The sequence below is a fragment of the Bacillus sp. CIS52 genome (assembly GCF_053545315.1).
The window spans coordinates 1,191,893-1,212,231 of sequence record NZ_JBIUFR010000001.1 but is presented as its reverse complement, the minus strand read 5'-3'; the positions used below and the strand labels follow the sequence as shown (position 1 = coordinate 1,212,231).

Below are 20,339 nucleotides of genomic sequence, written 5' to 3'. Positions count from 1 at the left end.
ACATTATTTTTTTGTATAACGCACCCAGTCGTAATGTGCGTATAGCGGATTTACGCCATTGTAGGAACCGAGCCAGTCATCAACACCCGTACCATTCCACAAATTCATCATGATTTTCCCCGGCGCTGACGGAATTTGGGTTGTCGCAGTATGTTTTAATTGCCCATCGACATACCATTTAATAGAGTTTGGCTGCCAATCGAACGCATACGTATGATAGGCATTGGCTGCATCAAATCCGAGATCCGCCAGCTTCTCATGGTTTCCCGCGCCATTTGTATAATAGTTAAATTGAACCTTTGTTGTGTCTTTTCCTAAAAACTCGATATCAATCTCATCCCAAGGAGTCCCATCCGTTGGACCTGTATAAGTAAAGAACGATGAAACAATCCCTGTGTTTTTAGCCGGTTTCATTCTGACTTCATAAAGTCCATAGCCATATGTTTGAGCCGAACGGTTTTCCCCGCAGTCAAACTTATTATAAGACGGACTTGTCAGCGCCAAACGCATTTCACCTGATGACGTCACGGATACGTTATTTGCACGCCAAGTGCAGTTAAACATATCTCCATTCGAGTAACCATTTGCTTTTTGCCATAATCCGGAGTTATAGCTGTTAAAAGGTTCAAAAAACGATCCGCCTGTTTGAGCCGAAGCACTAGAAGTGACCGCACACAAACTCAAAAACAATCCAGTGACAAGAAGCAGCAGCACCCGTTTCATACGATAAGGCATGTCGGCATTCCCCTCCCTTTATTCGAAAGCGTTTTCTCTTCTGATCATACATCATTCTTTTAAAGGGAACATCGGTCAGAATAATGATAATAATCAATCTTAAAAAACCTAAATTACATTAGCACAGTAAGAGATAATCCGCACTCATTGTAATTTAGGCTCATATGTAAAATGAATAAATAATAACGCTCTCATTATGCTTGTTTGACTACCCTTTCTATATGAATCGTTAAATACAGCAGCTCGTCACTGGTGAGCTTGTGCTCATACTCTCTCTCAATGCAGGTTTGGATTTTCTTCGTGCATTCATACGCCCGGTGGTATTTTTCTTTCACTGTCTCCAGCAAAAAATCGTCCCGGCTTTCCATGTGCGTGCCGTTAAAAAGACGCTGTGCGAAAAATTTTAAATGCGTGACAAACCGATAATAGTGAAGCGATTCTTCATTGAATTCAATCTTAAAATGGTATTTTACGATACTCAAAATTTCTTGCATGACTTTTGTAATGCTGATGATATTGGGCATCTCCTCATTCAGCTCGGCATTTACAATATGCAGCGCAATAAAGCCTGCTTCATCCTCCGGCAGAGACACGCCAGTCTTGTTTTTTACCATGATCAGCGATTCTTTTCCGATTGCAAATTCGTCTTTGTAGAGCCTTTTTGTTTCCCACAGCAAGGCATTTTTGATATCCAGCCCTTTCTTATTGCGCTGGATGGCAAAGTTAATATGGTCGGTCAGCGACACATAAATGCTGTCGTTGAGCTTTTTGCCGAGCCGTAATTTCGCATAGCTGATAATCTCTTCGGATACTTCCATACACTCGATCGGGATATCATACAAAAGGGTTTTGAACTTTTCGGATACATCTCTGTTATCGAGGGTGAATACTTTCTCAATGCGGGCTTCATCTACAGGGTCTCCCGTTTTCTTTTGAAAAGCAATGCCCCGGCCCATGATGACCAATTCCTGATTGCCTTCTTTGAGCACACTGACGACATTATTATTAATGACTTTCGCAATCTTCAATTCCGTCTCCCTCCCGCCTGACCATTTACCTGCCACACCTTGATTGTACATCCTTTTTGAACTAGGTCAATATCTCTAGGTCAATCAGAAAACAGGATGCAGAAATCTTTGTCCAACGATGCGGATGAGGCGCATATAATGCAGAGAACCGGTTTTTGAGAAGGAGCGTGTGTGATGAAACGGTTTTCGAAAGAAGAAAGCAGCTGGATGCTGTATGATTGGGCCAATTCAGCTTATTCGGTCATTATTATGACGGCGGTATTTCCCCTGTTTTTTAAAGCAGCCGCGGCGGAAAACGGCGTCAGCGCGGCGGATTCCACCGCTTATTTAGGGTATACGATTGCCGCCGCGACTTTTATTTTGGCGATGCTCGGCCCCGTCTTAGGAACGATTGCCGACTACAAAGGATGCAAGAAACGGTTTTTTGCCTTCTTTTTTCTGATTGGTGTGGCGGGCACCGCCGCGCTGGCTTTGATTCCCGGTGAATCTTGGGTGCTGTTATTAATTTGTTATACGATTTCCACGATCGGCTTTGCCGGCTCTAATGTGTTTTATGATGCGTTTCTCGTTGATGTGGCCGCAAAGGAGCGGATGAATATGGTGTCGGCCAGGGGGTTTGGGCTGGGCTATATCGGCAGCACGATCCCTTTTCTCCTCAGCATTGCCGTCATTCTGTCAGCACAAGCGGGGGTGCTTCCGCTGTCCGCCCAGACTGCGGGCCGCATTGCCTTTTTGATTACGGCTGCTTGGTGGGGACTGTTTTCGATCCCGCTCCTTCGCCGCGTCCGCCAGCGCTATTATATCGAGAGAGAGCCGCGGCTTGTCGTCAGCAGTTTTAAACGGCTGGCCGGCACGCTGAAGCAGATCAGGAAGTACCGGGCGCTGTTTTTGTTTCTGCTCGCCTATTTCTTCTACATCGACGGGGTCGGCACCATCATTACGATGTCGACGTCATACGGGGCAGACCTCGGAATCAGCGCGGCAAATCTGCTGATTATTTTATTTGTCACACAGGTTATCGCCGCGCCTTTTTCGATTTTGTACGGGCGGCTGGCCGAACGGTTTAAGGGAAAAACGATGCTTTATGCCGGGATCGGCGTGTATATGATTGTCTGCACGTATGCTTATTTTATGGATTCCGCTTTTGATTTCTGGGTTTTGGCTATGCTTGTCGCCACTTCCCAAGGCGGTATTCAGGCGCTGAGCCGCTCTTACTTTGCCAAGCTTGTCCCCAAACAGCACGCCAATGAGTTTTTCGGCTTTTATAATATCTTCGGCAAGTTCGCTTCGATTATCGGCCCGCTTTTGATTGCCGTGACCTCCCAGCTGACCGGGAATTCGTCAGCCGCCGTGTTCAGCCTGATTTTATTATTTGTGATCGGCATCGCTATCCTTGCATTTGTGCCGGAAGAGAACAGTGCTGATATCAGCCAGCAGCAAAATGACCTGCCCCTTTAACTGGGAGCAGGTCATTCATCATTTATTCGCTTTATTCACCTTCAGCTTTTTCCCTTTGACGGTTGTGTTCTTCATCACTTTAAGAACTTGAGGGCCTTTTCCGTTTAAAATCTCCACGTAAGAGGCGTTGTCCATGATTGTGATAATGCCGATGTCATCAGCTGTCACACCGTCAATTTTGGCGATCGTTCCTACAAAATCAACCGCTCTGATTTTCTTTTTCTTCCCGCCGTTAAAGTACAGCTTCATAATGTCTTTGTTTAACTGTTCGCTTCTGTCTGTTTTGACGTCTGGGCGGGCGTTCAATTTTTCCGCAAAAGCCGCTTTCCGTTCTGCTATTTCTTTTTCTGACGGTGCTTCCCGCTTTTGGATGCGGAAACCGATATATGTCTCAATGTCATTCAGAAACCGCGCTTCAAACGGCGTCACAAACGTAATGGCCCGGCCGCGGTGTCCGGCGCGCCCTGTCCGGCCGGTGCGGTGCACATAGCTTTCTTTTTCTAGCGGAATATCATAATTGATGACGAGGCTGATGTTTTCGATATCAATTCCTCTGGCAGCAACATCGGTCGCAACGAGATAGCGGAACTCGCCGCGCTTGAACTCATTCATGACGTCAAAGCGGTCTTCCTGCACCATGCCGCCGTGAATTTTATCGCAAGGATAGCCCAGCCTGTCCAGCTCATCGGTTAACTGGATGACTCTTTCTTTAGTCCGGCAGAATATGATGCAGCTGTCCGGATTTTCGGTGATCAGGATATCACGCAGCAATGATGATTTGTCCTCTTCTGCTGTTCCGGTGACAAAATGCTCAATATCTTTTGTCGTCAGGCCTTCCGCTTTTACTTCAATCAATTCAGGGTCTTTCATATATGTGCGGCTCAGCTTCTCGACGTCGTCCGGCAGCGTCGCTGAAAAGAGCATGGTGACTCTGTTTTTCGGCAGATGCTGAATGATGGCTTCCACCTGTTCAATAAATCCCATATTCAGCATTTCGTCCGCTTCGTCAATCACTAAATACGCCAGCCGTTCAAGCGGCAGCGTCCCTTTTTCTATATGATCAAGCACTCGCCCCGGCGTTCCGGCAACGACGTGGCTTTTTTGCTTCAGTTCGGTTTTCTGTTTATCAAAAGAAGCTTTTCCAAAAACCGCCGTGGCTTTTATCCGTTTAAAACGGCCGATATTTGTGATATCTTCTTTAATCTGCGCCGCAAGCTCGCGGGTCGGCGTTAAAATCAGGGCCTGCGGTTTGTTTTCCTCCCACTCCGCAAGCTCGCAGATCGGAATGCCGAAGGCCGCTGTTTTGCCGCTCCCCGTCTGCGATTTGACGACGAGATCTTTTTTTTGCAGCGCGGCGGGGATGACGCGCCGTTGCACTTCAGTCGGCTCGGTGTATTGCAATCCTTTCAGCGCCCGTTGGATATCGGGGCTGATCGCGTATTCATTAAACTCATTCATAACTAAACTCCTTCTCTGTCCGGCTCCCCTCATTATACGCGAAACGCCGCCGCTTTACCCTGACGTTTTGCCGGAACATTCGGGGGACTGCTTTTTCACTTGTTCTTTTTTTAAATTTTACAGATACCCCACTTGTAATACAAATCCATAATACAAGTAGACATTAAAGGTTATTTTAGGGAGTACAGGAACTTCTAACCTTTGACTCATATAAAAAAACCACCGGCTGCCGGCGGTTTTTCGTATTATGGATAGCGGAGATTTGTATTTTGTGCTCCCGCGTAGGATTGGGCGAAGTTTTTGGCGTCCTGGGCTGAAAGCGTGCCGTAGCTGTAATTTGATCTCGGATTCCAGCCGGTGCGCGGTGATTTCGGGGCTATGAGCGACGGGAATGAACCGATGTCGGTAAATTGGGCCGTCCCGTAGTCGTCTATCATTCCGCCTTTTTCATTTCCGTTGCCGAAGTAGTTGGCTTCTGAGAAGACAGTCGCGTTTGTGTGAATGGTGAACCCTAAATTGAAATTGGTTACATAGTTGTTTTTCGCGTGAAAATAGCCGTATCTCATCAGGCCCGGTGAACGGACATAGACGTTATTAAAATAGTTGTTGGTGATCGTCATGTGCGGATAGCTGATATAATTGCGTCCTTCGTTATCATCATTCGGATAACCGAGAATCAGGCCGTAAAGATGATCGGAGAATTTAGAATTAGACAGCGTCACAAAATCCGCTTTGGCGCCGACATACAGAAGCTTTCCCAAATCGCTGTGGCTGTTCGGATTGTAGCTGTGCCCTTCAAACCACACGTGGTCAATCCAGTAATTCTGTCCGTTCACTATGTACATCGGAATGTCGTTGTTGCCCGTAATGGCTGCACTATGGCCGATAATGAGGTTTTTGAAAATCACATTGTTTGAGCCGGAGCCTGTTGTCAGATAGATGTTGGTCAGCCTGTGGCTGGTATAAGAGCCGACGATGGTTTTATTGGCGCCGACTGTCACAACGGCTTTACCCGGGGAGTAAATATCACTTGTGATGACAATGGTTTTGCGGTCCGTCCCGCCCGCATTGTTTTTCAAATCATTGAGATTGTTGACGTATACGACGGGGCCGCCCTGGCCTCCCGATACGGCGTATTTTGCTTTTCCGTTATGATCCTTCGCATTTCCCGCAAACCCGGTAAGTCCTTGCATCACATCCGGATACGCCGCTGCCGCTTCTGCCTGCTTGGATGCGGAACATATGATGGCCAGACAAAGCGCAAATCCGAGTGCAGCCAAGAAAGCGAGATGACGCGTCTTCTTTTTCATGCCCTTCACTCCTTTAATCTCTTAAATTGTAAACACAAGAAGTATTATACAATTACTATCCTCTTTTTCCATGATCTGTTTGTCTGCTTTTTCGTTATGGCTGAAAAGCCCCAAAATAAAAAAAGCAGCCGGTACGGCCGCCTATATACGGGTGCCGTCTGCCTGAGTTTCCGCCGGCACGGCTTTATGCTTTCGAATCAAGGACAGCGCCATCCCCGCAAAAATCATCACAATCCCCAAAGATTGATAAAGGTCGGGGCGAAATCCCGTAAACACGGTGTCAAGCACGATCGCCACAGCCGGATCAAGAAATACGATGATCGAAATAAACCGGGTGGATAAAAACCGCAAGCTGTCAAAAAAGAGCAAATACACAATTCCTGTGTGAATAATGCCGGTCGATACAATCATGATCCAGTTCACCTGCGACAAATCAGAAAAAGCGCCGAAACGGACGAACGGGAGAAGAATGATGACGCCCAATCCGGTCTGCAAACAGGTGACGGCATATGGGCTGAGGCTGTTGATACCTTTCCCTGCCAGTGTCGTAAAGGCGTAAAAAAGGGCGGCCAGCACGGCCCAAATAATACCCGATCCCATCAGCTGAGAAAAGGACGTATTTCCGTTGATGCCGGAAATCAGAGCGGTGCCCAGAAAACAAATCACGATGGAACTGACGGACACAAGATGCAGTTTTTCCCGGTATAGGAGACTCCCGAGGAGAAGAACGAGAACAGGTGCCAAATGATAAACGGAAATCGCTATCGTCACTGATGTTTCCTCAAATGATTTAAATAAAAACACCCAGTTCAGCACGAGAAAAAATCCGCAGGCCAGTGTCTGCAGCACCTCACGCCGGTTCCATTGTTCGGTGCGGTACCGTCCGGAACCAAACCAGCAAACGCCCAGAAACAATGAGGCGCACAGACATCTCACAAAGACCAGTTCAATTGAAGGCACATTCGTATGTTCTGAGAAAAAGCCGATTGATCCGAAAATGACCATGGAAATGACCATTTTGATGACGGCATGTGATGTTTGTTTAGCTTGCATTGATTCGCTTCCCCCATATCATTGACTGTTTATTCAGACAAATACTAACAGCCATTTTACTTGATTCAGAGGAAGATTTCATCCTATTTTTCGAAAGACGGAGGTCTTTTCTCATGAAAAAAGCCCCGCATCAGCAGGGCCGTCTGTTTAATGAACGATCAGTACAGGGCAAGGAGACAATTGTGAGACTTTGTGGCTCACGCTTCCGAGCATCATTTCTTTAAATCCGCTGATTCCGCGGCTTCCGACGACAATCAGATTGAAATGCTGTTCTTTCGCTATGTTTAAAATTTGATGTGCAGGTTCGCCTTGAACGTACAGGCTTTCCGCGTTAACTCCGCTTTCCGCCGCTTTCTGCTTAGCGTCTTCCAGAATAGCTGCTCCTTTTTGCTCGACTTCATGTTTGATGTCTTCAATGAAGTTTTCCGGAACATAGACAATGCCGGTTAAGGCTGTTGTGGAGACAACGGCTTCACGTCCCGCATAGAGAATGGTGAGTTCCGCCTGCTGTTCTTTCGCCAGATGGATCGCTGCATCCAGAGCTTTGCTGCTCATGTCTGAACCGTCTACTGCTGCAAGAATTTTTTTAAACATATGAATCCCGCCTTTCTGCTTTTATTGTCCTCCTCTCTTTGCTGAATGTCAATCTTGCCGGCTTTCTCCTGAACATTATGTTTACAGACTTTCTCCGTTTGTGGCGATGACGTCTTTATACCAATAAAAGCTTTTCTTTTTCTTTCTTTCAAATGTGCCTTTTCCGTCATTGCCGCGGTCGACATAAATATAGCCGTAGCGCTTTTTCATTTCAGCGGTTGAGGCGCTGACGAGGTCAATCGGCCCCCACGACGTGTAGCCGATCAGGTCGACGCCGTCTTCAATCGCCTCTCTTGCTTCTATTAAATGATCACGCAGATAATCGATGCGGTATTCATCCTGAATGCTTCCGTCTTCCTCCGGCTCATCAACCGCGCCGAGCCCGTTTTCGACGATAAAGAGCGGTTTCTGATAACGGTCGTACAGCGTGTTTAAAGTGATGCGCAAGCCCTTCGGATCAATCTGCCAGCCCCATTCGGAAGATTTCAGGTACGGGTTTTGCACGCCGCCGAGGAGATTTCCCTTAGCTTGCGCCAGATCCTCCGGCGCCGTGCTGGCCGTCATCGACATGTAGTAGCTGAAGCCGATGTAATCCACCGTATGTTCTTTCAGGAGCGCCTCGTCTCCTTCCTTCATCTCGATCGTAATTCCGTTTTCTTTAAAGAAGCGCTTCATGTAGCCCGGATAGCTGCCCCTCGCCTGCACATCAGAAAAGAACAGCGTGCTCCGCTCTTTTTGCATTGCCGCATATACATCCTCCGGCTTCGGCGTCATCGGATACGTCGTCGTCGCGGCGATCATGCAGCCGATCTGAGAACCCGGGATGATCTCATGGCCGGCTTTTACCGCCAGCGCGCTCGCCACAAATTGGTGGTGGGCTGCTTGGTACATCGTGTTTTGTTTATTTTCGCCTTCCCGGAATATAAGACCGCCGCCTGTGAACGGAGCGTGAAGAACGACATTGATTTCATTGAAGGTCATCCAATATTTCACTTTGTCTTTATAACGGGTGAAAACCGTGCGGGCGTACCGTTCATAGAAATCGACCGTTTGGCGGTTTCGCCAGCCGCCGTAATTTTTCACCAGACCGAGCGGCATCTCATAGTGAGAAATCGTGACGACCGGTTCGATCTGATGTTTTCTCAATTCGTCAAAAAGACGATCGTAAAATTGCAGCCCTTCTTCGTTCGGTTCTGTTTCATCGCCGTTCGGAAAAATTCTCGTCCATGCAATGGAGATGCGGAACGCTTTAAAGCCCATCTCCGCAAACAGGGCGATATCCTCTTGATAGCGGTGATAAAAATCAATCGCGTCGTGATACAGATTCAGCGCATCGTCCGTCTCATGAAACGGAGACATAATGCCGTCCGGGGAGACATCCGCCGTAGAAAGTCCTTTGCCGCCTTCTTTATAAGCGCCTTCAATCTGATTGGCAGCCGTTGCGCCGCCCCATAAAAAACCTTCCGGAAATCTCTTCATGTTTTCTCCACCTCTTTTTCAGGATAACGCCAGAAGCGCTTCGTTCGGTTTGACCATTCCGTGTTTTTTCACGTCTGTAAATAAATATTGATCCGTATTCGTAATGATGACCGGCGTCATCATGTCAAAGCCGGCAGCCTTTATCTCTTCGATATCAAAAGTAATCAGCAGATCTCCCGGCGCGACGGCATCGCCTTCTTTGACGTGCATTTCAAAATGCCTGCCATCCAGCCGTACCGTATCAAGCCCGATATGAATGAGAATTTCGGCTCCCCGGGCACTCATAATGCCGATGGCGTGCTTTGTTTTAAATACGGCTGTCACCCTGCCTTCTACGGGAGAAACCGCCGCGCCCTCTTCAGGCAGAATCGCAAAACCTTTTCCCATCATTCCACCGGAAAACACGCTGTCGTTCACTTCGCTTAATGCTTTCACTTCGCCTTTAATCGGGCTGTGAATGATTTCTCCGCCAGCCGTCACACCCGGCGTTTCAGATGCTTCGTCCCGTTCAGATTGTACATCTTCAAACCCGATCAGCAGTGCCGCCGCCATACCCGCCGCAAACGAGATAAAAAGTCCGATCAGCGCGTAAAGAAACGTCGGCCCGATAAAGACCGGAATGCTCGGCAGACCCGCGTTTCCGCCGACAATGTAGGAAGCGACGCCCGTTACACCGTAAAAAGCTCCGCCTGCCGCGCCGCCGATTAAAGCAGCCGCGAACGGTTTTTTCAATCTCATGTTGACGCCGTACATGGCAGGTTCGGTTATGCCCATCAAAGCCGTAATGCTCGTCGTAAACGCAAGTGACTTAAAGGTTTTGTTTTTTGATTTCAAGAAAACCGCAAATGACGCGCCGGCCTGCCCCATGTTCGCCAAAAACATCGCTGGCAGAATGTAATCATGTCCGTTTTGAGAGATGTTATTGATCATGATCGGCACAAGCGCATAATGCATCCCCGTCATAATGATGAGCGAAAATGTGCCGGCCAGCAGAATCATTGCGGCAATCCCCGCATGACTGAACAAATAATTGACGCCGACAGACAGATCATTTCCGAGAATCGCGCCGAGCGGGCCGACTGTGATCAGTGTGACAGGCACGACGATCACAAGCGTAAGCATCGGAACGGCAATCAATTTCAAAGAAGAAGGAGTGATTCGGTCGATTCCCTTCTCCACATAGGACATCAGCCAGATCGCCAGCAAAATCGGAATGACTGTCGATGAATACGTGGCAGCGGTTACAGGAAGACCGATAAAGGAGATGCTTTTCCCAGACCCAAGCAAGGCCGTCAAATCCGGATGCAGAATCGCACCCGCCACAGCGGCCGCCACGTACGGATTACATCTGAATTTTCTCGCCGCGCTTACCGCTAGCAAAAGCGGCAGGAAATAAAACGCACCGTCACCGACAGCCGTAAGAATGCTGTGAGTCTGGCTCTTCTCCGACATCCAGCCGAATGTCACCGCTAACGCGACAAGTCCTTTTATCATGCCCGCCCCGGCAATGGCCGGCAGAATCGGTGTAAACACGCCGGAAATTACATCAAACACGGCGCTCAGCACGTTTTTCTTCTGCTTTGAAGTTTTGTTTGCGCTTTCACTGCTGAGCCCGCTGCTCTCCATCAAAGCCTGATACACCTTCGGCACATGATTGCCGATAATGATCTGAAATTGCTCGCCGCTGATATTTGTCCCCATCACGCCTTCCGTCTGTTCCAGCCCGTCCCGATCTGCTTTCGCATTGTCATACAGATTAAAACGAAGCCGCGTCATGCAATGGACGACACTCTGAACATTCTCCTCCCCGCCGACAAGTTGTAATATCTCTTTTGATATTTTAAGATAGTCCATGAGTATACCTCCTTAAAAATGGGGGAACTGCCGGACGAAAGGTGGCCGCCTTTCTCCGGCTTTTTTTATTATGAAATAAGCATCACCTCCAAAAAAGGGTATAAAAAAAACCTAAACTGCACAGCACACGGAGGTCTTCCCCTGTCTGACGCAATTTAGGTTTTGCCTGCGGTTTGCAGTAACAATCCTAGGTGAATGATATTGGGTTGATATGTATACTTTAGCACTGGATTTATTGGGTGTCAACGCTTACATTTAAATGTTGCTCCAACTACTATTTAATGCTTTATTTATAAAATAATTTGTCTATTTCTATTGTAATCAAAAATTTATTCCATATCCTTATAGAACAATTTAATATTAAGTTTTTCCATAAATTAGTGTGTAGTAAAGAAAATACAGTTTATAATAATAGTCCGTAGCTGTTCTAATCACTACGGACTCATAGCAATTTAAACTTTTAGTCTTCAACAACTTGTAAGAATTCAAAGTTCATTTCGTTAATCAATTCGTTCATAGCTCGAGCATTTGTAGAAGAAGCGTTAAACTTAGGATCTTCTAAATACGAATTTTTTAAAGTATCAGATATATAAGTTAGAAAGTTATCTATTCCATCTTTTTGTTTTAATCTAGATAGTGAGATACCTTCTTTAATCATTTTGTGAATAACACCAGAAAGTATCATTGCTATAGTTATCTGAAACCTATACCCTTTGCTTGAGACACCATAAATTTCTTTAGAAAAGGGGTGCTCAATCCTTTCTCCAATCATTTCAATTATTTCATTAAATGTATTAAATCTATTTATGATCTCATCATATTCCTTTTGTGATTGTTGTGGATTACATACTTCTAGTTTAGATTTATGTTTCATATACTCTTCAGCATAAACTGATGATTTTGCGTATCCTGTATTGAGTCCATTTTCAAGTATACTCATTATCACAAAAATATTTTCTTGTATTTTCTTCTTTTTCACCCTATCTGTTGTTGCATTGTAGGCCCTCTGAATCTTACTGGATACCTTTTTATCATTCATTTTTTGAGCAAATTTATTTACAAAACTATTCAATTTAGAATTATAAACAGCATGCCGTATATCCTGTGGTGTTAATGGCTTAGTACCTTTATTATATCTACTAAAAATCTCCAATTCTAATTCAAGACCAGGGAAATCAGTAAAAACGATAGAGGCAAGTTTGTGCGATAAAATTTTCTCTTTAATTTCAAATTCGCAATCACTGAATTTTTTTCCATTTAACTCTACCATTATATTTAGTCCTGAAAGTTTAAATTGATTTTCTTTAAACCTATGAAATGCTCTCAGTCGATGTTGCCCATCTACTACGTTTAAAACTTTAACTCCCTCATAACGATCATTAGCTAAAAAAACAGGTGGTATTGGTATACCAAGAAGAATTGACTCAATTAAAGAACTTTCGTCAGCAACTGATGCTCTGTAATCTCTCTGATAGTCAGGGGCAATTATAATTGAATCAGTATAATCAAGTTTGAGTTCATCATCTAGCTCTTCCTCTTTATCTAGCTTTTGAAGTTTATATCCATTTGTAATCATAGATATTATATCTTTTATAGCGATATCCTGAGGTTTATAATTTATTTTAGCTAGCAAGTTACTCACCATCCCTTACATATTCTAAAATACTCTTTTTCATTATTATATCTTTTGTAACAGATTCCAATTCTGGATAAAGTGTTGTATAACCTATTCCCATAGAATAAAGAGAGGACAGTATATCTTTTTTGCACTCTCCTTTGATCACCAATCTTCTAATTATATTTTCATCTTTCAAATCTGATAAAGGTTGGCAGTTATCTTGAAAATATACAAAAAGCCCATTTTGTGCGTTAATTCTTTCATTTAACTTTCTAGCTTTGAATGCTATCGGCCCATCAAAATTATCTAAATTTATTCTTTCACCATTAGAAATATTAATTATATCTGAACGTGATGCAAACTTATAATTCAATTCTAAAGGATTTAGAAACCATACTTCTGCATCACATTCTTCATTTTCATGAAAGGAGTTTTCAACAGCAAACATTAAAGAAACTACATGCGAATGAGTAAAATCTAACAATTTAGTTGGGATACCGTAATGTTGTGCATAAACCATCCACTCATAGTCATCTCTGATATCTATAGGTTGCTTCACATAATTGTGACAATTCACTTTAAACTCATTTAAAAAATATTGAATTGATCCTCTCGAATATTTCCTCTTTTTGTTATTATCCAACCTTAGGGCACCAGGTAACAATTCGTATTCTTTTTCCTGCCCTCTTGATAAAATAAACTCTTTAGGTAGCGCTTCTACAAATTCAGTAAATTGACTTAGCCTCTCAATAGGTTCATCTAACAATATAAATTTCCTCCTATTTTTTAACGTGTCATTTATTTTATGTTGTAGTCTAATAAACTTATCGGCTAACTTTCTTTTTTATTTAGTTGAATATTACGTATCTGTAAAGGTTTAACTATATAAAAAACAAATCTCTTCTTCAGATAATAATAAAGAAGAGATTCGTTCCTTAGAGATTTATATCATATATTAAACTTTAATTGGTTCACTCCACTCCCAATCAGCCTCCCCTCCCCATCACTGCTCAGCACACTAAACGTCACGACTTCCTTCTCCCTCTCTGAACCCCACTCTTTCAGGAAGGCGCGTCATAATTTGTTCCGTTCAGGTTGATTCGGGCTTTGCTGCTGCCGGTTATTGTTCAGGTTCTGGTCATTTCCCCGGAAATGGTGCCGTTGGAGTTAAGCCGGATGGTTTTGGGGGTTTTGATGGCGGCTGTGATGGCTTTTCCGTGTTGGATGAGTTTGCAGGTTCCGGCCGCGGCGGCTGCCGATATGTGTATCCGGTTCTCCTGCGCAGCGGTACGGCGCTGCAGCCGGATTTGCCGGCATCGTGGTGCTGTTATTTCGAAAGCATGATGTAAAAAACAGCGGTCGCCTCACGGATCTGACGTTCCGTACGCCGTTATATCCTCTCGTTTCGATCGCTTTCGTGACATTCATTTGGATAAAACTATGCCATAAAAAAAGGCACATACTGATGGGTATGTGCCTTTCTTTCTTATTCCGTAATCAGCGTATGAATCAGCTTCGGTGCTTCCGCTTTTTCTGAGATGCGGATGTTGTTATAGACTTTGGCGGTTACGTCGTCAACGTTTTCGCGGTTGGCGTAAAGGGTGACGAGCGGCTCTCCTTTTTCGACTTTGTCACCGACTTTTTTACGGAGCATGATGCCGACGGCAAGGTCGATTTCGTCCTCTTTTGTCGCACGTCCCGCGCCTAACAGCATCGCTGCGACGCCGATTTCGTCAGCGATGATTTCTGAAACGACACCCGCTTCTTTTGCCGGGACGTCAATTTTGTACGCCGCCTGCGGAAGTTTGGACGGTTCGTCAACGACGGAAGCATCTCCTCCCTGATTGCTCAGGAACTCTTTGAATTTTTCAAGCGCTTTGCCGTTTTTCATGACTTCCTGCAGCTTCGTTCTCGCTTCTTCCAATGTCTCGGCTTTTTTCGCCAATACGACCATTTGGCTGCCGAGCGTGAGGACGAGTTCATTTAAGTCTTCAGGGCCTTCCCCTCTTAACGTATCAATGGCTTCTTGAACCTCCAGTGCATTCCCGATCGCAAAACCGAGCGGCTGTGACATGTCAGAAATCACGGCCATCGTCTGGCGGCCGACGTTGTTTCCGATGCGGACCATTGCTTTGGCGAGGTTCACAGCGTCTTCATCCGTTTTCATAAACGCGCCGGCGCCCGTTTTGACGTCAAGCACGATCGCATCTGCTCCGGCGGCGATTTTTTTACTCATAATAGAGCTTGCGATCAGCGGGATGGAGTTTACCGTACCCGTTACATCACGCAGCGCATACAGCTTTTTATCGGCAGGCGTCAAGTTGCCGCTTTGTCCGATGACGGCTACTTTGTCGCGGTTCACAAGCTTGATGAATTCATCTTTTGACAATTCCACGTGGAAGCCTTCGATCGCTTCCAGTTTATCAATGGTTCCCCCCGTATGGCCGAGGCCGCGTCCGGACATTTTAGCAACGGGAACGCCGAGCGCCGCGACGAGCGGTGCGAGTACGAGAGTCGTCGTATCGCCGACCCCGCCCGTAGAGTGCTTGTCGACCTTGATGCCTTCGATAGCGGAGAGATCAATCGTTTCCCCTGAATTGACCATCGCCATTGTCAGATCGGCGCGCTCCCGATCTGTCATATCTTGAAAGTAAATCGCCATGGCAAGGGCGCTCGCCTGGTAATCAGGGATGCTTCCGTCCGTATATCCTTTTACGAAAAATTGAATTTCTTCTGTTGTCAGTTCTTTTCCGTTTTGTTTTTTTACAATAAGATCTACCATTCTCATGATCTATCACCTGTCCTTCAATTATGTTCAGTGAATCAATCCCACGATCGCCGCTGTCAGGAAGCTGACGAGCGTTGCGCCGTACAGCAGCTTCAGCCCGAACCGCGCGACGACGTTTCCTTGCTTTTCATGCAGTCCTTTCACCGCACCCGTAATGATACCGATAGAGGAGAAATTCGCAAATGAGACAAGGAATACCGATACCACTGCCTGAGTATGCGCGCTGAAATGGAAATCGCCGGATGAGAGCGTCTGCATCGCCACAAATTCATTCGATACCATTTTCGTCGCCATAATGCTTCCCGCGCTCACCGCTTCATTCCACGGAATACCGGTTAAAAACGCAAACGGCGCGAAGACATAGCCGAGCAGCGCCTGGAATGTAATGCCGAAGACCGCGTTAAAAACGCCGTTGACCAGGGCAATGAGTGCGACAAATCCGATCAGCATCGCCGCTACGACAACGGCGACTCTGAATCCATCCATTATATACTCACCGAGCACTTCAAAAAAGGATTGCTTTTCTTCTTCAGGAACGACGATCAAATCCTCTTCTTTGCTGACGGTGTACGGGTTGATGATAGAAGCGATGATAAATCCGCCGAATAAGTTCAGCACAAGCGCCGTCACGACGTATTCCGGCTTCAGCATCATCATGTAAGAACCGACGATCGACATTGAGACCGTCGACATAGCAGATGCGCAAAGCGTGTATAAGCGCTGTTCAGTAAGATAGCCGAGCTGTTTTTTCAAGCTGATAAACACTTCTGATTGCCCTAAAATTGCGGAGGCGACAGCGTTGTAAGATTCGATTTTCCCCATTCCGTTCACCTTGCTTAACGCAAGACCGATATACTTCGTGATGAGGGGGAGGACCTTCCAATGCTGCAGAATTCCGATTAAAGCGGATATAAAGACGATCGGCAGAAGCACGCTCATGAAGAACGTCGTCTGTTTCGCATTCACAAGTCCGCCGAATACAAAGTTAATCCCTTCTGATGCATATTCCAGCAAATAGTTAAACCCTTTTGCAAAACCGCCGACAAGAAAATTCCCGATACCGGTGTTGAGGAGAATATAACCGAGAACCAGCTGCAGTACGAGCATGACGGCGATCGGCCGTATTCTGATTCTTTTTTTGCCATTGCTGGCGAGCCAGGCAAGACCTAAAAACACAATGATACCAATAATTCCGATGAGATACTTCATATGTGTTCTCCTTTTATTTGTATTCGCTTACAATTTTTTATGCATCAACAAAGAAAGAGGATGGCGGAAGCTTTCAGCTTCCGCACTGCTGATTAATAGTCGCTGCTGCCGCTGTCTCCGCCGCTCACGATAGAGACGCCCGCACTTGCGCCGATCCGGCTCGCGCCCGCTGCAATCATGCTGTCAACATCAGCTTTTGTTCTGATGCCGCCTGATGCTTTGACCCCGATGTCCGGTCCGACTGTTTTTCTCATGAGAGCAATGTCTTCAGCCGTTGCCCCGCCTGTCGAAAAACCGGTAGACGTTTTGACGAAATTGGCGCCTGCGGATACCGCCAAACGGCACGCGCGCTCTTTTTCTTCATCTGTCAAAAGACATGTTTCGATGATCACTTTGACGAGCGCTTTTTTATCAGCTGCTTCAACTACCGCGCGGATATCAGCCTCAACAGCCTCATCATCACCGTCTTTTAATGCGCCGATATTGATGACCATGTCAACCTCAGTGGCTCCTTTTGAGATAGCATCCTTCGTTTCAAATGCTTTTGTTTCCGATGTCGTTGCGCCGAGAGGGAATCCGATAACGGTGCAAACGTCAACTCCCGTGCCCTTCAGCTCCTCCGCTGCGAGTTTGACCCAAGTCGGGTTCACACAAACGGATGCGAATTTATACTCTTTTGCTTCTTTTATCAGTTGTAAAATATCTGCTTTTTGTGTATGCGGTTTCAAAGCAGTATGGTCTATTTGACTTGCAATTGACATTGTATGCACTTCCTTTTTCCTAGGATACGTTTAGAATAACCGAATTTTGAACATATGTAAATTGGTTATTGAAATTATGTTCAAGAATTGTCACAATTCTTGAATGAGTTTTTTGGCCGTGTGCTGATCGGTAATCAAAACGTTAGCGTATTTTCCTGTCAGGGCCCCGTGAATGGCCTTGCATTTTCTGCTGCCGCCCGCCACCAAAATCGAACGTTCTTTCATTTTCAAGTCGCTGAGCTCGACTCCGATCGTCCGGCCGTTAATGTTGCTGCTGCAGATCCTGCCTTCCTCGTCAAAAAACCGCGAACAAATATCGCCGACTCCGCGCGCTTTCAGCAATTGTTTCTCTTCTTCCCGGAAATAGCCGAGTCTGAAAAGCAGCGCCTCATCCCGGACGGTTCCGACTGTAAACAGGGCGATATTGGCTTGTCTGCCCATTTCAATGATCCGCTTAATATGTCTGTCCCGCTCGACCATCTGTTTCACATCGGCGCTGTCAAATATAACCGGCAGCGGCAAATACCTCGGCATGGTCTGAAATGCTTCGGCGAACAGCTGAATCGTTTCTGATGAATACGTATTGACATTGGAATGACTGATGCCGCCTTTGAGCTGTACGACTTCAACGCTCTTTACCTGCTTCGGCTCCATGCGGCTTGCGATCTGGTACATCGTCGTCCCCCAGCTTACGCCGAGTATATCGCCGTCCTTTACGGTTTTATGCATATAGTCTGCGCCATAACGGCTTAAGTAATGTGTAATGGCCTGGTAATCGTCACTTGGAGAAAAGACGACGTGCGCCTCAAGCAGCCCGTATTTTTCTTCCAGCTTCGCGCCGAGCTCGTCCAGATCCTCAAACGGGTCCATGACGCGAATTTGGACATATCCTTTTTCCTTTGCGTACTGAAGCAGCCTCGAAACGGTGGGGCGTGACAGATTAAGCCGTTCGGCGATCTGCTGCTGGCTGTAATCTGATTGATAATATAATTTTGCCGCTTCTATGCTGAGCTGCTGTTTTTCACGATCCATATAGCGCCTCCCCTCTCCGCTTATCATATCACCAAAACACGCGGTAAAAAAGCACCCTCTGATGGGGTGCCTATTTTTTCAGCACAAGCTCCTGAATCGCATGCGCTACGCCGTGTTCGTTGTTTGATTTTGTTTCAAAATTTGCAATTTCCCTTACTTCCGGGATGGCATTGGCCATAGCGACACCGCAGCCGGCCCACTGAATCATAGACATGTCATTGCCGTTATCGCCGATTGCCATGACGTCTTTTTGTTCAATTCCGAGTTTTTCAGCCAGCAGCTTGACTGCGTTTCCTTTACTGACTTTCGGGTGAAGAATCTCATGAAAGAACGGCGCGCTTTTGACCATTGTGTATGTTTCCGTGAATGATTCCGGAATAGAAGCGATCGTTTTCTCCAGCTTGTCCGGATCGTCGATGAACATGACTTTCGGAATCAGAATATCCTTCGGCACCTCATCAATCGTGCGGAAATGAAGCGGCACTTTCGTGATATATGATTCGTAAACCGTGTATTCACTGATATCCCGGTTTGGCGTGTACAGATTAGCTGTGTCAAAGTAATGCATCGGAGTGTCCAGCTGTAAGCTCAGCTCGTAAAGGGACTTCAAATCCTCATAACCTAATGACTGCTCGGCCACGATACCGTTTGTATACGTATTTTGGACGAGGGCGCCGTTATAAGCAATCACAAAGTCGCCTTCCTCCTGTAAGTTCAGCTCTTCCAAATACCGCCGCACGCCGCCGATCGGCCGGCCCGTGCACAGGACGATATTGACCCCTTCCGCTTTAGCGGCATCAAGCGCCCCGCGGACTTCAGCCGTCACTTCATGATGATCGTTTAATAGTGTTCCGTCCATATCTATTGCGATTAACTTGTACATCCTGCATCTCCTTTGTATCCTTTTCGTCTTATGCTTTCATCATATCGTTTTTTTGTTTCAAAGAAAAATTAAACGGACGGATTTCTCCGCCTTCTCTGCTTATACCGGATCTGTCTCCGGTTACGGGGCCGTCTTGTCCTCTTATCGGTTTGTTCTGCGCCGTTATCTGTTTTCTGCTTCAAGAGCATCAGTCCGGCCGCAAAGAAAGGGACGGCCGCTATGTCCAGAAGGGCAAGCTTTATTCCCATCGCTGCGGGAAAGTATGCCCATAATGAACGGCTGTTCCGCCTGATCATGATGTAAGAAACGATTTCTAACAGAATAAACAGGGCGTTCACCCATAGGTAAATGAGCAGCGCCGCAAACAGAAACAGCAGGAGCGTATTCCGCAGCGTGCCGGAAAACAGAAGAGCGCGCATCATATCAAAGAATGAAAAAGACTGCATGCTGCCGTTTACGACATTGGGATTATAAATGGTAAAACGCCCGAACTGATCTAAAAGCATAAAAAATAACCATACCAGTGAAAACCATTGAATGATATGTACGATGACACCCGTCAAAACGAGTCTGTCGGCAGCCTTATTTCTCATGTGCATCCTCCCCGCCTGTTTTTATTCTTGTCATTGTTTTTGTTTCTCCGTATATCTTCCAAATGAGCGTATCGTTTTTTCCTCTTTTCAACGTGCTTTTGACGGGATGCGGATGTCCGAGGTATTCAATCTCGATCGTTCCGTCCGTGTTTTGTGAGATCACCTTGTAAGCATCCGAGGGCATAGGAACCTCGCCGCGGCCTTTAATGACCTGCTTTGTCAGCACGCTGTCTTTCGTAAACGTGACGGTTTCAGATCTGACTCCGTCCATCGGGCCCGGCTTCAGCCCCACATCCCATGTCCCGTAATAAAAAGGGGTCTCGTCCGCTTTCTTTTGCGAGCAGCCTGTTATCATGACGCATCCGAAAACAAGAACCATCATGATGAAAATCCGTATGTCCCGCAACATGATCACCTTCCTTTGCAGCTTTTTTTACGCCTGTAAGTTAGGCGGATGCCGTGGCACTGTGCGATTGACTACATAGT

The 20,339-nt window shown here is 46.1% G+C and carries 18 protein-coding genes and 2 pseudogenes; 2 read left to right on the top strand and 18 right to left on the bottom strand.

The annotated features are described in order from the left end of the window. Positions 1-3: 3 nt before the first annotated feature. Positions 4-735, bottom strand: a complete 732-nt coding sequence (gene bglS / locus ACH32G_RS05750) for a beta-glucanase (RefSeq protein ID WP_016937456.1) — start codon at positions 733-735, stop codon at positions 4-6. Between the two features lie 194 nt (positions 736-929). Next, the gene (licT, locus tag ACH32G_RS05745; RefSeq protein ID WP_016937455.1) at positions 930-1,763 is read right to left on the bottom strand and encodes a BglG family transcription antiterminator LicT; all 834 of its coding nucleotides are present in this window, start codon (positions 1,761-1,763) and stop codon (positions 930-932) included. A 171-nt stretch (positions 1,764-1,934) separates the two neighbouring features. Here licT and ACH32G_RS05740 point away from each other — a divergent pair, with 171 nt between their 5' ends. Continuing rightward, a complete protein-coding gene (locus ACH32G_RS05740) occupies positions 1,935-3,221 on the top strand; it encodes an MFS transporter (RefSeq protein WP_448814092.1) in 1,287 nt (428 codons plus the stop codon). Between the two features lie 18 nt (positions 3,222-3,239). Here ACH32G_RS05740 and ACH32G_RS05735 read toward each other — a convergent pair whose 3' ends face one another. From ACH32G_RS05735 to ACH32G_RS05695, 9 genes and pseudogenes are all read right to left on the bottom strand, one after another. After that, positions 3,240-4,679 (bottom strand): DEAD/DEAH box helicase, encoded by a 1,440-nt coding sequence (locus tag ACH32G_RS05735; RefSeq protein ID WP_448814091.1) that lies wholly within the window; start codon positions 4,677-4,679, stop codon positions 3,240-3,242. 245 nt (positions 4,680-4,924) lie between these two features. Next, on the bottom strand, positions 4,925-5,989 hold the full coding sequence (locus tag ACH32G_RS05730) for a polysaccharide lyase family 1 protein (RefSeq protein ID WP_448814090.1): 1,065 nt from the start codon (positions 5,987-5,989) through the stop codon (positions 4,925-4,927). 141 nt (positions 5,990-6,130) lie between these two features. Further along, entirely contained in the window at positions 6,131-7,042 is a 912-nt protein-coding gene (locus ACH32G_RS05725) for a DMT family transporter (protein ID WP_448814089.1), read from the bottom strand. A gap of 147 nt (positions 7,043-7,189) precedes the next feature. Continuing rightward, on the bottom strand, positions 7,190-7,636 hold the full coding sequence (locus tag ACH32G_RS05720) for a universal stress protein (protein WP_016937450.1): 447 nt from the start codon (positions 7,634-7,636) through the stop codon (positions 7,190-7,192). Between the two features lie 81 nt (positions 7,637-7,717). Continuing rightward, on the bottom strand, positions 7,718-9,115 hold the full coding sequence (locus ACH32G_RS05715; RefSeq protein ID WP_448814088.1) for a glycoside hydrolase family 1 protein: 1,398 nt from the start codon (positions 9,113-9,115) through the stop codon (positions 7,718-7,720). Between the two features lie 18 nt (positions 9,116-9,133). Next, entirely contained in the window at positions 9,134-10,969 is a 1,836-nt protein-coding gene (locus tag ACH32G_RS05710) for a beta-glucoside-specific PTS transporter subunit IIABC (RefSeq protein ID WP_448814087.1), read from the bottom strand. Between the two features lie 460 nt (positions 10,970-11,429). Then, positions 11,430-12,611 carry a DUF262 domain-containing protein gene (locus ACH32G_RS05705; RefSeq protein ID WP_255034115.1) on the bottom strand — a complete coding sequence of 394 codons (1,182 nt, stop codon included), beginning with the start codon at positions 12,609-12,611 and terminating at the stop codon, positions 11,430-11,432. Continuing rightward, positions 12,604-13,353 (bottom strand): FRG domain-containing protein, encoded by a 750-nt coding sequence (locus ACH32G_RS05700; RefSeq protein WP_015418548.1) that lies wholly within the window; start codon positions 13,351-13,353, stop codon positions 12,604-12,606. Before ACH32G_RS05700 ends, ACH32G_RS05705 begins: the two co-directional genes overlap by 8 nt. A 182-nt stretch (positions 13,354-13,535) precedes the next feature. Beyond that, positions 13,536-13,892, bottom strand: a pseudogene (locus ACH32G_RS05695) (lipocalin-like domain-containing protein); the annotation flags it as partial. Between ACH32G_RS05695 and ACH32G_RS05690 the strand changes: the two are divergent. After that, positions 13,882-14,007: pseudogene (locus tag ACH32G_RS05690) on the top strand (hypothetical protein); the annotation flags it as partial. The pseudogenes ACH32G_RS05695 and ACH32G_RS05690 overlap by 11 nt on opposite strands. 66 nt (positions 14,008-14,073) lie before the next feature. Here the strand turns inward: ACH32G_RS05690 and ACH32G_RS05685 are convergent. The 7 genes from ACH32G_RS05685 to ACH32G_RS05655 form a co-directional block, all read right to left on the bottom strand. Further along, positions 14,074-15,375: a pyrimidine-nucleoside phosphorylase gene (locus ACH32G_RS05685; RefSeq protein WP_045925563.1), complete on the bottom strand. Its 1,302-nt coding sequence runs from the start codon at positions 15,373-15,375 to the stop codon at positions 14,074-14,076. Positions 15,376-15,402: 27 nt separating this feature from the next. Beyond that, a complete protein-coding gene (locus ACH32G_RS05680) occupies positions 15,403-16,584 on the bottom strand; it encodes a NupC/NupG family nucleoside CNT transporter (RefSeq protein WP_342007237.1) in 1,182 nt (393 codons plus the stop codon). A 92-nt stretch (positions 16,585-16,676) separates the two neighbouring features. Then, positions 16,677-17,345: a deoxyribose-phosphate aldolase gene (deoC, locus tag ACH32G_RS05675; protein WP_016937441.1), complete on the bottom strand. Its 669-nt coding sequence runs from the start codon at positions 17,343-17,345 to the stop codon at positions 16,677-16,679. Between the two features lie 90 nt (positions 17,346-17,435). Further along, on the bottom strand, positions 17,436-18,377 hold the full coding sequence (locus ACH32G_RS05670) for a sugar-binding transcriptional regulator (protein ID WP_415272892.1): 942 nt from the start codon (positions 18,375-18,377) through the stop codon (positions 17,436-17,438). 70 nt (positions 18,378-18,447) lie between these two features. Then, complete coding sequence (gene yidA / locus ACH32G_RS05665) at positions 18,448-19,260, bottom strand: sugar-phosphatase (RefSeq protein WP_415272891.1); 813 nt, start codon at positions 19,258-19,260, stop codon at positions 18,448-18,450. A gap of 68 nt (positions 19,261-19,328) precedes the next feature. Continuing rightward, entirely contained in the window at positions 19,329-19,853 is a 525-nt protein-coding gene (locus ACH32G_RS05660; RefSeq protein ID WP_415272890.1) for a hypothetical protein, read from the bottom strand. After that, positions 19,843-20,262 carry a lipocalin family protein gene (locus ACH32G_RS05655; RefSeq protein WP_415272889.1) on the bottom strand — a complete coding sequence of 140 codons (420 nt, stop codon included), beginning with the start codon at positions 20,260-20,262 and terminating at the stop codon, positions 19,843-19,845. Before ACH32G_RS05655 ends, ACH32G_RS05660 begins: the two co-directional genes overlap by 11 nt. Positions 20,263-20,339 lie beyond the last annotated feature (77 nt).